Raw genomic sequence first — 12,577 nt, 5'->3', positions numbered from 1 at the left:
CTATGGCAAAGTATCGCATGACCTTATTTTGTTGTCTCCTTGATATGACCTAATCACATTGCCATGAATACGCATCAAAAGTGGTTCTTACCAAAACGCGCCCGAACTATTGCAATTTGGGCAGTGGTGGTCATGTTATGTGGTCTGTCATTTTCATTGCTCGGTTTTCTAGAGCTGCAAAAAATCACCCAACAACGACTGTTTCTGGAAACAGAAAAAAATGTAAGGTCTCATATCGAACAAATCCAAACCAATATTGATATTTCACTCGACTCACTGGGAAATGTCGCTGATTTATACCAAGCCAAGGGGGACATCAGTACTGCTCAGCTAGAACGTATATTTGATACGGAAACACATTACCATGCCGGCACACGTGGTTTAGCCTGGGTGCCTAAAGTGACTGAGCAAGCACTAGCTGTTTTTGAGGAACACGTTCGTGCCGAGGGGATAAGCGATTATCACGTTTATGAGGTTACTGGACATGGCATGCCGAAACCCGTTAATGAACATACCGTCTACTTTCCTGTGCGGGCAGTCTATCCTCCCTTAGGCACTGATCTGCGATATGGCCTTAATTTAGCTGCAGTGGCTACCCGTCAACATGTAATGAGTAAAGCAAGCAATACACACAAAACAGCCATTACCGATCGTGTTTCCATTTTTTATCAACAACAACACTTATATGGCTTTCAGGCATTTCACCCCTTATTTGACCAAGAGCAAAACCTATTAGGTTATGTGGTCGGCTTGTATGACTTTAAAGGGCTGTTTGGCGATGTGTTTGATAATGATGATGTCGGCTTGGCTTTATACGATGGTAGTACAAACAGCCAACAATTGCTTTATAACAAAAATACGACATTATCCAGTGTTACTCAGTTAAGAAAAAGTAAAGATTTGCACTGGACGTTTCCATTGCAAGTAGCTGATAAACAATGGCTTATCAGTGTTTTTCCTGATGTCAGTTCACACCGGGCTTCAGAGTCACTTATTCCTTATGTTGGTCTGATTGCCGGCACATTAATCACTAGTTTACTGTCTGTTTATCTCTTTCTGGCTTTATTAAGAACCCAGCAATTAACAGAGATGAGCAGCCATCTTGCTGGCACCCATCAGCAGTTGGATATACAGAAACAGTTAAAACAATTGGCTGACGAAGCTAATGAAGCCAAGTCCAACTTATTACGTGCTGCCAGCCATGATCTCAGACAACCGCTTCATACCATCGGATTGCTAACGGAGTTATTAGCTCAAAGTCAGAGTAGCGAACAACAAAAAGTACTGTCAGGAAAAATCCATTCTGCTGTTGATAATATGAATACCATGTTTGGTGCTTTGCTGGACTTGAGTCAGTTGGATGCAGGTAAACTCACTATCCAGACTGATGTTTTTCCTGTCAGCAAGCTGTTAGATAAGTTATTTGTTGAATTTGAGGTGGTGGCAGAAGATAAAGGGCTTGAATTTCACTATATCTATAGCTCAGCAGTCATTAAAACAGACGCTAACTTACTTGAACGCATGCTGAGAAACCTGCTGAGTAATGCGATTCGCTATACAGCCAAAGGTCGCGTCATTATTGGATGCCGACGCCATATTCAATTTATCCGTATTTGTGTGCTCGACTCAGGTATTGGCATCAAACCGCAGGCACAACAGCATATTTATCAGGCTTTTTATAGGGAGGAAGAAGCCCGTAAAATGGTGGATAAAGGCTTAGGACTGGGTTTGTCGATTGTGAGTAAAACAGCGAAAAGCCTCAATTTAAATTTTGCTTTTGATTCAATAGCAGGTAAAGGCAGCCTGTTTTACATTGATGTGCCATATGCTGACAATGCCGTTGCTATGAACAGCAGCGTAATGCAACCTGCGTCATTTGAACCATTGCACCTCACTATCTGGTTAATTGAGGATGATGCTGACACTCGATATGGTATGCAACAGCTGCTGGAAAGCTGGGATTGTGACTGTCAGAGCTTTGCAGATAAAGCCACTCTGCAGAAATATCTACAGGCATCACCTCTAAAGCCAGATGTCATTTTGGCTGATTATTATTTAGCTGGAGACAATGGGATTGAGTTGAGCCGGTTGATAAGCAATTTCTACAAACAAACCATCCCCACATTGATGGTGACAGCTTCTATGGAACGGGAACAAACCATTAGGCAAGCCACTATGTTTGATGTTCTTATCAAACCTGTTAAGCCTGAATCTTTATATCTGTGGTTACGAAATAACGTTACTTAGTTCGATCGGACTAGTCCATCAGGAGAATAGTGTTAAATCGTATTGGCTGAAATAATCATACTTCCTCAAAAATATAAGAAGGAAGAGAGAATGACTACACGCACAGTTTTAAAAACCGCATTGACTGCGGCAATCATGTTGACCAGTTTATCCAGCCTTGCAGCAGGTGCTTTATCGGTTGATAAGCAGATTACCGTGAATGCTAATCCTGCCACAGTATGGAAAATGGTAGGTAACTTTAATGGTCTGGATGTCTGGCATCCAGTTGTGGTGATGAGTGAAATCAAGACCGGCCAAAATAACCAGCCGGGTGCTGAACGTCTATTAAGCCTGGGAAATGGCGCAACTATCACAGAGAAACTAACGGCCTATTCAGATGCTGATACCAGCTATTCTTATGCGATTATGGCTTCACCACTTCCTGTCAAAAACTATGAGTCGACGATTACTGTTAGCAGTGCAGGCGAGGGTAAAGCGAATGTTCGCTGGAGTTCATCGTTTGATGCGAATGGTGCTGATGATCAAGCCGCGATTGACGCAATAACAGGCGTTTATGAAGGTGGCTTAAACCAATTACAAAAAGATTTTGCTCAATAATTCCATAAGTCCGTTTTGCTTTGTTTAAGACGCTGGGAAGCTATTGCCTCCCAGCGTCTTTATTTTTTCTAGCTAGTCATGATGACCTCAGCAAGTGATACCATGCACGCTGTTTATTCATTTTAATGAAATGTACATGACGCAGATACCATCAGTGATACAAGTTCAGCGAATAAAAGTCATCACGGCTGGTATTTGCGCAGTGATTTTGACAGTGGGCATCGCTCGTTTTACCTACACACCATTTCTACCATTGATGCTTAAGCAGACAGATTTATCACTGGTCAATAGCGGTTGGTTGGCCACCTTCAATTATATTGGTTATCTGATGGGGGTGTTATTGGTGTCATTCACCAATAACCTGTCATTTAAGTTTCGTTTTTACCAGTGTTGTTTGTTAGTTGCCGTGCTGTCCACCATCGCAATGGGCATGACTACCGAGTTGTATGGCTGGGTTGTATTACGATTCATTGCTGGAGTGAGTGGAACTGCTGGCGTCATATTATCCTCAGGCTTTGTATTGAGCTGGCTGAAGCATCACCAGTTAAAACCAGAACTTGGATTACATTTTATGGGGCTTGGCCTCGGTATAGCGATACCGGGAACAGCCGTAGTGTTGATGAACCACTTTTTTGCCTGGGATAGTCAATGGATCCTGATGGGACTGTTTGGCATCGTATTTTTTATACCTGCCTGGTTATGGATACCACCACCACTTTCAACACAACACAAAGCCTCGCAAACGCTAGCTGAGCCACCCCGCAGCTGGATGATAAAACTTATCTTGGCTTATGCCTGTGCTGGAGTCGGTTATGTAGTCAGTGCCACCTTTATCGTCGCTATACTTGAAAATATGCCGCAGTTAGCCGGTAAGGGTGACTGGATTTGGGTGGTGCTAGGACTTGCGGCGGCACCTGCCTGTTTTTTGTGGGATAAAGTGGCCAATAAAGCAGGGGAGATCAATACCTTATTGCTCACTTATGTTCTACAGACGGTGGCGATTCTGATCCCGGTATTTTCAGATTCATTACTAGCCAACCTGATTGCTGCCGCAATCTTTGGTTGTACCTTCACAGGCATTGTAAGTTTGATGCTGACCTTTATCGGTCACAAGTTTCCAAAAAACCCGGCAAAAGCCATGGCGCGTTTAACAATTTGTTACGGTATCGCCCAAATCATAGCTCCAGCCGCAGCGGGCTATCTGGCCAGCCATAATGGTAATTACAATCTTGCTTTGATGTTGACCGCGATGATTATGGTGGCTGGAATGGTTTTTCTTATTGCCGTCAAGCGTGAAAAATTTGTCACCGTGAACCTGGATTAATCAAAAACCGTCGTGAAATGTTTTAGTAACAGGCCCGATAGTCTGCTAACGACGTCTTTGGTCGCTAAGAAATAGGGTGATAAATAATGTGGATAGATTGGGCCATGATAAATTTATTTTGTGCATTAATTCAAAATAGCAGCGGATCACTTGTTGTGAGTTAAGTTAATTTTATCTAAACTCAATCGCTCGCAATGGAGAGCACTCACAAAAGTACATTCAATTTTTTATTCTAAATTTATGTCGTCCACTTGTGAGTGCTTTCCGCCTTTTTACTCTACAGCTAAAGCTTGTGTTATTTCAGATAGCCATCGAGTGAAGTTGAATATCTTTACTGGGAGGCTGACCAAAAAAGCGGCTGTATTCCCGACTAAATTGTGACACGCTGGAATAACCTACGTGCATACAAGCGGTGCTGACATCCATCATTTTTGACAGCATCAGATGTTTTGCCTCATACAGACGTAACTCTTTCTGAAACTGTAATGGGCTCATCGACGTTATTGCCTTAAAGTGATGATGGAATGACGATATGCTCATATTCACGCGCTCAGCCAGTTCATCGACTTTCATTGGTTGAGTAAAGTTTTCCTGCAACCAGGAAATGGCAGCCGAGACTTTTTGCAGATGGGAACCTGTAGTCGCAATCTGCACGACCAGTTTGCCGATATGACTTTGTAACAGGCGGATATAAATTTCTTCCATCACTAACGGAACCAGCAAGGTTGATACTTCTGTTTGAGCTGATAAACCAATTAAACGGGTAGCTGCTTCGATAATATGCGGATTAGCCTGACCAATAAAAATCGGTTTGGTGTGTGCGGTTTTAGGCAAACCGTAGGGAAACACCTTTAGTGCCGTTTCGGCCAGCTTTTGCTGATCCATATCGATAATCAAACACAAGTAGGGTTCATCTTCACTGGCCTGAATAATCTTGGCTGAGACCGGCACTTCGGTCGAATAAACGGCCATGCTGGAATCGTCATACTCGTAAACATCACTTCCGATAATGGCGCGTTTAGCGCCTTGAGCAATAATGCAGATACCGGGCTGGCTATTACCACGAACAGCGACTTCGTCAATTTTAGATACACGAAAAACGCGGACACCTGCGATAGGTAAATCAAACAAGCCATCGTGTGGAGCATAACGGCTAAGTAATTCAGCCAAAGGTTTTGTATTCATCAGGTCTATCTAAACAAGGAAAAGGGCAGCCAGAAACTGACTGCCCGTATAGGATTAGGCCGTTAATGATGCCATATCGATGACAAAACGGTAACGCACATCAGAACGTTCCATTCGCTCAAAGGCGGTATTAATTTCATCCATTTTGATCATTTCACATTCAGGCAGAATGTTCATTCGACCACAGAAATCCAGCATTTCCTGAGTTTCTTTGATACCACCAATTAATGAGCCCGCAATGCGGCGGCGACCGAAAACCATCGGCGCTGTGTTTGGCCCTTCAATAGGACCAATCTGACCGACCATAACCAGAGTGGCATCATTATCTAATAGTGGGATGTAAGGATTAAGATCATGATTTACTGGCACGGTATCGATAATCAGATCAAAACTGGAAGCGGCAGCCGCCATTGCGTCTTCATCTTTAGATACCAGGAAATTATGAGCGCCCAGTTCTTGCGCATCGGCTTCTTTTTTCGGTGATGTACTGATGACTGTCACATCAGCACCTAAACCAACAGCGAGTTTAATGGCCATATGACCTAAACCGCCCATGCCAACGACACCTACACGGCTACCAGGTCCGACATTCCATTCTCTCAAAGGTGAATAAGTAGTGATACCTGCACATAATAATGGCGCGGCTTTAGCCAGATCCAGATTTTCTGGCAGGCGTAATACAAATTCTTCACGAACAACGATGTGTTTGGAGTAACCACCTTGTGTCATATCATTAGTAATACGGTCTGGTGAACCATATGTCAGTGTAAAAGTATTACGACAGTATTGTTCATGGTCGTTATGGCATTCATCACATTCCTGACAGCTATCGACCATACAGCCAACAGCGACATGATCACCGACGTTATATTTGCTGACATTGCTGCCAACGGCAGTCACACGGCCGACTATTTCATGACCTGGCACAACAGGGTATGAAGACCCACCCCAATCATTTCTGGCAACGTGTAAATCGGAGTGACACACACCGCAATAGAGGATTTCCATTGCTACATCATTATCGCGTAATTCTCTACGTTCAAAGTGATATGGGGCGAGCGGGGTATCGGAGGAATGAGCTGCGTAACCAACAGTTTTCATAGATGTAACTCCCTTAGATAAAAGAATTAGAGGTGAAAATACTATAGACGGAACGATGAGAAACCACTTGCCTAATACTACAGCCTTTATGTGTGTTTCTACGTAAATTAAATGCTATCGTTTTAGTCATCCCAGTAATAAACACGGGGTAACTTACCTGTGTATCTATAGTGACTCAGTCACATCCACAACGTTCCAGAAATGGACGTTTAGCTGCCGATAACACCACCATCATTTTTAGTAATCAGCACCGTTGTTGAGCGTGGGCGTGTTTTACCATCAGAAGCCGGGTAGCTTAATCCTGGATGCTGGATATTAACCCACATCGCTTTGTAATCAGGACTCCAGGTAATCCCGGTCAGTTCACAGCCTCTCGGTCCAACTAAAAAGCGTTTGATTTCCTGCGTTTGCGGGTTGGCACATAACACCTGATTACAGCCCATGTTTGCCATGAACGGATCGTCGTCATCATAGTCAGTCATAATCCACAAACGGCCATCCTGATCAAAGCCTAAACCATCAGGTGAGGAGAAAATATCTCCTTGAATATTACCGACTAAATGATCGGCTACTTTGTGACCTTCAGCATCAGTGGCGTCTGGCTTCTCACCTGCAATAACGAATAATGACCAGTTGAATGAGGTAGCTGCCGGATTGGCTTGCTCCTCCATGATTTTGATTATCTGACCATGACGATTATCAGGACGTGGGTTGGCGGCATTAACAGCAAATTCTTTGCCGCGTTTATTGTTGTTGGTCAGTGACACATAGACATCCAGATTGTGCGGATTCACTGTGGCCCATTCCGGACGGTCCATGGGTGTTGCACCTAATAGATCAGCCGCAGCCCGAGCATTAACTAAAACTTCAGCCTGGCTGGGGAAACCATTTTCTGCTGTTAGCCCTTCATTACCATGTACCAATGGTAACCAACGACCCGTGCCATCATCGTTAAAACGCCCCACATACAATGTGCCTTCATCCAATATGTCTTTATTATTGTGCATCTGGGTTTTATCAAAGCGTTGAGACGGTACGAATTTATAGACATATTCACCACGAGTATCGTCACCAGAGTAAAACGCCAACTGACCATTATCTGCCAGTGAAGGTGCTACACACTCGCGGCAGAAACGACCAAAGGCTGTGCGTTTAATGGGTTTGCTTTGCGGATCAAAAGGATCAATTTCGACGACCCAACCAAAACGATTAGGCTCGTTGACGTAACCCTGATGGGGCAGTGAAGCATCCGGTGTTGCATCAAAACGCGCATCAATCGTGCTCCAGCCATAATAATTGTCGTTTTTGTCATTAGAAATGCCATAACGGTGATGAGAGACACGAGACTGGTAATCTGTTTTGTCGTGATTGAAGAAATAGTTATGCCAGTTTTCTTCACAGGCCAGATAGGTACCCCACGGAGTGAAACCATTCGAGCAATTATTCAAGGTGCCGATAATTTCATTGCCATCAGGATCAGCGACTGTTTTGAATAGGTCATGACCGGCTAAGGGACCGCTGGCCTGCATCGGTGTTAATGTTGAGATACGGCGGTTATAGAGTGAGGGGTAAACGCGTTGCCATTCACCGTGACTGTCTTTTTTCACTTCAATGACACTGACACCGTGAGCCGCTTGTTCTTTTTTGACATCGTCGGGCAAACGTTTGCCATTGCCATCATAAATCAATCCATCGGTATGGATGGTGGGATTAATGTATTCATGATTGATCACCATCAAGCCACGATTATTGTTGTCGGGAAAGGCAAAAAAGTGCATGCCATCATGGTTATCACCAGCCTGTTTCAGCTGTTCCTGCCAGGTATTACTGGCATCGGCTTTCCATTTTGTTGCTCCTGTTTCCACCGGATCACCCCAGGAGAAGAAGGCTTTTGCCTGATAGCCATCCGCGACCACGACTTCATCAAATAAGGGATCGGTACGTGGCTGAATAGGCTGAAAACCAATATATGGGGCTGGGGGGATGGCATTTTCACCGGCAAAGGCAAAACGACTACCCATGCTCAGTCCTAGAAAGCCTATAACGGCGGCATTTAAACTGCCTTTTAAAACATCACGGCGTGATAACGCCATTTTATCCAGGCTTTTTTGCTCGGTGCTGTTAATAATCTCATCATCATAAGATGCCAGGCGTTGATGAAAATCTGAGTGTGTTGGCTGTGTCATGGCGAGTTATCTTCTTTTAATGAATACGGTATTCAAAGGTGTTACGAACATTCGGTACAGGTACCGCTTTTCCATTAACCATACGAGGCGCGTAACGAAAGGTTTTGGCAGCAGCTAATGATGGCCGTTCAAACATCGGATGGCAGTCAGCCAATACCTCGGGAGACTCAACACGGCCTTGTTTGTTTACGGTATATCGAACAGTGCAATCACCTTCCAGACCTTTACGCAAAGCAGTTCTGGGATAATCCGGTACCTGTTTTTCAATCGGTTTATAGTGTTCCACAGAAAATGTTTCAGTTGCTAGCTCGGATAGATTACTTTGTGTTTTTTGTGGCACATTTTGCTCATTACTACTTGCCAGTACTGGGCTTTCAGGCAACTTTTCTGCAGGTTTTTCTTGCTTTGTCGGTTGGCTGACAGGCGGAACCGGCTTGTCTTTGAGTGGTTTTATTTGCTTTTCTATTTTCTTTTTTACAGGTGTTTTTGGTGCGGTTTTTTCTATCGGTTTGGCTATGGGGTTTTCAACGCGTTTAAAGGCCAGTTCATTTTCAACAATACTTTGTTTAGGTTTAACTTTTGGCTCGATAACAGGTTCAGGTATAACCACCGGCTTTACCTCTTCGATCACGGCTTTTTTTACCGGCTGAGGAAGTTCGACCATGCGGATATTCACTGTTTTAACGACCGGTTCATGCTGAGTCACCGGTGTCCATGAGTGAAATAATAATGCGGCAATGGCAATATGAAACAAACCTACTTCAATTAATGCAGATTTGTTTATCTCAGAGGCAGTAAACGGTTTACTTAGATAAAGTGGATCACGCATAGCTAACTCAGGCATCGGGCGACTCCGTAATCAGGCCCACATCATCGATACCCACTTGCTGTAATGCGGCAATCGCTTTTACAACTGAAGCGTAATCCGTGGCTTTATCACCACGGATAAAAAATAGCAGCTTGTCATTCTGCTGTTTAATTTGCTCTATTTTTTCGACCATCTCATCCAAGCTGACTGCTTGATCTGAGCGGGATTGAATATCGACTTCTGAACCTACATTCCAGTAATAACTGCCATCAGCAACCACCGATAAAGTCAGAATCGTTTTCTGACTATCAGTGGGTAACGCTTCCGCTGCAACCTTAGGTAATTCAAGTTTAACGCCTTGTACCAGTAGCGGAGCTGTGACCATAAAAATCACTAACAACACCAGCATCACATCGATATAAGGCACCACATTCATTTCTGCCTTCAAGGCATGTTTAGCAACCGGTTTTCTTAGCATGACGACCTCACGCAGCCTTTGCCAATGGTGCTCGGTGCATCACTCGCTGTAATCGGGTGATGAACTCATTACCAAAATGATAATAAAGCGTACTGATAGCCCCGGCGCGTTTACTCAGCTGGTTATAAGCAACCACTGCCGGGATCGCTGCAAATAAGCCGATAGCGGTGGCAATCAGGGCTTCAGCAATACCCGGGGCCACGGTGTTTAATGTCGCTTGTTCAACCTGGGACAGGCCAATAAACGAGTTCATAATGCCCCAGACCGTACCGAACAAGCCGATGTAGGGGCTGACTGAACCAATGGTAGCCAGGTAAGAAAGACCTTTTTCAAGTTCGGCTTCCTGCTCGCCAATATTCACCAGCATGGCACGTTCTACATTTTCTACCTTTTCATCCTGCGGCATAGTGGCGATATGCTGATATTTCTCATACTCCTGCCAGCCAGCCTGAAATATGGCTGGAATCGCTTTGTGTAAAGTCGCTTTTGTTGTTGCTTCAGGTAATGACGTCATATCCGCCGTTTGTCTGAATTGCTGCTGAAACAGCTTATTTTGTTTCTCCAGACGACTTAATACATTTGAACGCCACAGGATCAAGTACCAGCTTACCATCGATGCCAGTACTAAAATCAGCATCACAATTTTCACTAAAACGCTGGCATCACTGACCAGACCCCAAATAGTCATTTCATGCATTGCAGTTTCCATGATTGACTCCTTATTTGCTCAGTTTAGACAGGCCGAGTTGATCAGCAATCTCTGACCAGGGCACATATTTGAAATTTTGATTTTCCAATGGCATGCGATTGCGTCCATCCTGAACAACTAACATGCCTTGCTGCCATGGTTGGCCAAAATTGACGCTACTGACATCCAGACCATCTGTTTCTGAAACACCATCAATGCCGGCTGCTGTATTAAAGCCAATACGAAATACACCGCGATAAGTGAAGGGTGGCAGAGCATCAAGCACAACATAGCTATCATTGCCCTGACTGGATATCACCAGATAATCCTGTTTGTCGTTCTGATACAAACTGATTCCTTCGATATCGTCTTTCAGATGTTCACCGACAGGCATGACCTGAGTCATCACCGTAGATTGATCGGCACGGGCATCAAGTGTCCAGACTGCTCTGTTTTCTTCACCAATAAATAAACGATCATGTTTATCATCGGCCACACAGCCTTCAGGTTGCGTGGCAACTTTAAATTCACGGACCAGTTCACCGGCAATCTTGCCTTGTTTGTCCTGCATCTGATATTGGAAAAATCGGCCGTCTTTATCATTCACAATGGTGTAGATATCACCTTGTTTATTTTTATACATACACAGGCCATAAATATCCTGTGCCGTGGTGCTAACTTCACCCATTTCAGTGACAAGTCGACTTGCTGGATCGATGGCAAACACATGCAGTGAGTTATGATCACGATTGCTGGCAACCGCTAAATCAATCTGTTTACCATTGAAATGAAAACCATGACGGACATCGACATTATTCAGTCGTCCAACAGGCAAAAATTGCTGGGTTTTGCCTTTTAAATCATAAACAACTAAACCGCCTTGTTTATCCGTACCTAATACCAGACTTTGTTCAGGATTGGCTTTGTTGACCCAGATAGCAGGATCATCAGCCGCATCGCCTAAGCTTGGTACAGCATCGGTTTGTATTGCTGGTTTAACCAGCGGGATAGGCGGGGGCGATGTCAGCGATGTATACGTCCATGGTAAGGTATAAAAAGCAATTCCAGCATCGTGTTTGATCGCAATCTCTAACTGCTCACCGTCCACTCTTGCACTGATACCCTCAGGCTCTAGCACATTGTGCAGAGCAAATTCGGACTGATGTTGCCAGCTTTCTTTGTTATCGATATAAGTGTGTAACACGTTGGCTTTTGCATCGAGAACTAACAAGCCACCGGGTACAATTGCCATGCCAACAGCACTTTTTGTCAGCTGTCCAAAAGGGTGGGCCATCGCTACGGGGAAACGGCTCAATTCTGCTTCTGGATGGGCATCATAAGCCCAGATGCCTACCTTTTCTTCATTGATATACAGCCGTGACTGAGCGTCATCTACCTGGCAGTATTCACTATCAGGTGGTGTGCTCAGATGGCGAATTAATTGAGGGAGAGCAATGGGGGAGGTAGCATCAGCTACCAACCATTGCTCTCCTTGTCCCTGTTCACCAACCAGAAACAAGAACCCATTTTGTGCTTCATCCTGATACAGGCAAACACCTTCAATTTTAAAGGCGGGTTTAGGCAGATAGGTTGTTGCTGTCCACTTTTCAGAGGCGCTATTGAGAACAGTCAGCATGGCTTGTTGGCGATCCAGATCTACGGTTGCCAATAGCAATCCTTGCTTCAACTGTCGATGATCTATGCTGCCAAAGTGACCTTTTAATAAACTAAGTGTTTTGCCTTGATTGTTTTCAAGCGCAATACCTTTGTGTTTGTAAGACACCAGACGGTCAGCCTTGGGAATACCGGTTTTACTAACCAGCTGTGCTGACTCAATATGTGAATTACCTTCTGCATTGATAGCTTTCAGCGTGTCATCAGCAATCACAGAAAGGGGTAAAGACATCATCATTAATGATGCTAATAATTTCGGTTTTAATGTTAAATTTTTCATTTTATATTC

Annotated in this window: 10 protein-coding genes; 3 read left to right on the top strand and 7 right to left on the bottom strand. The window is 44.2% G+C overall.

What is annotated here, in order from left to right:
- Window positions 1–63 precede the first annotated feature (63 nt).
- The 3 genes from AC13DA_RS11240 (at window position 64) to AC13DA_RS11230 (ending at window position 4,168) form a co-directional block, all read left to right on the top strand.
- On the top strand, window positions 64–2,247 hold the full coding sequence (locus AC13DA_RS11240) for a CHASE domain-containing protein (protein WP_284450818.1): 2,184 nt from the start codon (window positions 64–66) through the stop codon (window positions 2,245–2,247).
- 90 nt (window positions 2,248–2,337) lie between these two features.
- Window positions 2,338–2,844, top strand: coding sequence for an SRPBCC family protein (locus AC13DA_RS11235; protein WP_273180365.1), 507 nt, complete (start codon window positions 2,338–2,340; stop codon window positions 2,842–2,844).
- A gap of 136 nt (window positions 2,845–2,980) precedes the next feature.
- Window positions 2,981–4,168: a YbfB/YjiJ family MFS transporter gene (locus tag AC13DA_RS11230; protein WP_284450820.1), complete on the top strand. Its 1,188-nt coding sequence runs from the start codon at window positions 2,981–2,983 to the stop codon at window positions 4,166–4,168.
- 300 nt (window positions 4,169–4,468) lie between these two features.
- On the opposite strand, the gene AC13DA_RS11225 is transcribed toward AC13DA_RS11230, so the two are convergent.
- From AC13DA_RS11225 to AC13DA_RS11195, 7 genes are all read right to left on the bottom strand, one after another.
- Complete coding sequence (locus AC13DA_RS11225; protein WP_284450821.1) at window positions 4,469–5,353, bottom strand: AraC family transcriptional regulator; 885 nt, start codon at window positions 5,351–5,353, stop codon at window positions 4,469–4,471.
- 54 nt (window positions 5,354–5,407) lie between these two features.
- Window positions 5,408–6,454 carry an NAD(P)-dependent alcohol dehydrogenase gene (locus AC13DA_RS11220; protein WP_007145105.1) on the bottom strand — a complete coding sequence of 349 codons (1,047 nt, stop codon included), beginning with the start codon at window positions 6,452–6,454 and terminating at the stop codon, window positions 5,408–5,410.
- Window positions 6,455–6,663: 209 nt separating this feature from the next.
- Window positions 6,664–8,640 carry a PhoX family protein gene (locus AC13DA_RS11215; RefSeq protein WP_289245435.1) on the bottom strand — a complete coding sequence of 659 codons (1,977 nt, stop codon included), beginning with the start codon at window positions 8,638–8,640 and terminating at the stop codon, window positions 6,664–6,666.
- A 16-nt stretch (window positions 8,641–8,656) separates the two neighbouring features.
- Complete coding sequence (locus tag AC13DA_RS11210) at window positions 8,657–9,484, bottom strand: energy transducer TonB (protein WP_284451122.1); 828 nt, start codon at window positions 9,482–9,484, stop codon at window positions 8,657–8,659.
- The gene (gene tolR / locus AC13DA_RS11205) at window positions 9,477–9,926 is read right to left on the bottom strand and encodes a protein TolR (RefSeq protein ID WP_284451123.1); all 450 of its coding nucleotides are present in this window, start codon (window positions 9,924–9,926) and stop codon (window positions 9,477–9,479) included. The genes AC13DA_RS11210 and tolR overlap by 8 nt, the downstream gene beginning before the upstream one ends.
- A 7-nt stretch (window positions 9,927–9,933) precedes the next feature.
- Window positions 9,934–10,635: a protein TolQ gene (gene tolQ, locus AC13DA_RS11200; protein WP_007145101.1), complete on the bottom strand. Its 702-nt coding sequence runs from the start codon at window positions 10,633–10,635 to the stop codon at window positions 9,934–9,936.
- Window positions 10,636–10,645: 10 nt separating this feature from the next.
- Window positions 10,646–12,568 carry a phytase gene (locus AC13DA_RS11195; RefSeq protein ID WP_284451124.1) on the bottom strand — a complete coding sequence of 641 codons (1,923 nt, stop codon included), beginning with the start codon at window positions 12,566–12,568 and terminating at the stop codon, window positions 10,646–10,648.
- Between the last annotated feature and the right edge of the window lie 9 nt (window positions 12,569–12,577).

The sequence above is a fragment of the Methylophaga sp. F-2 genome (assembly GCF_056859315.1).
This window is presented reverse-complemented; position numbering and strand designations above follow the sequence as displayed.

Excerpts from the sequence above, each read along its gene's own strand:
- AC13DA_RS11240 (WP_284450818.1), top strand. The coding sequence starts at position 64 with ATGAATACGCATCAAAAGTGGTTCTTACCAAAACGCGCCCGAACTATT.
- AC13DA_RS11235 (WP_273180365.1), top strand. The coding sequence starts at position 2,338 with ATGACTACACGCACAGTTTTAAAAACCGCATTGACTGCGGCAATCATG.
- AC13DA_RS11230 (WP_284450820.1), top strand. The coding sequence starts at position 2,981 with ATGACGCAGATACCATCAGTGATACAAGTTCAGCGAATAAAAGTCATC.
- AC13DA_RS11225 (WP_284450821.1), bottom strand. The coding sequence starts at position 5,353 with ATGAATACAAAACCTTTGGCTGAATTACTTAGCCGTTATGCTCCACAC.
- AC13DA_RS11220 (WP_007145105.1), bottom strand. The coding sequence starts at position 6,454 with ATGAAAACTGTTGGTTACGCAGCTCATTCCTCCGATACCCCGCTCGCC.
- AC13DA_RS11215 (WP_289245435.1), bottom strand. The coding sequence starts at position 8,640 with ATGACACAGCCAACACACTCAGATTTTCATCAACGCCTGGCATCTTAT.
- AC13DA_RS11210 (WP_284451122.1), bottom strand. The coding sequence starts at position 9,484 with ATGCCTGAGTTAGCTATGCGTGATCCACTTTATCTAAGTAAACCGTTT.
- tolR (WP_284451123.1), bottom strand. The coding sequence starts at position 9,926 with ATGCTAAGAAAACCGGTTGCTAAACATGCCTTGAAGGCAGAAATGAAT.
- tolQ (WP_007145101.1), bottom strand. The coding sequence starts at position 10,635 with ATGGAAACTGCAATGCATGAAATGACTATTTGGGGTCTGGTCAGTGAT.
- AC13DA_RS11195 (WP_284451124.1), bottom strand. The coding sequence starts at position 12,568 with ATGAAAAATTTAACATTAAAACCGAAATTATTAGCATCATTAATGATG.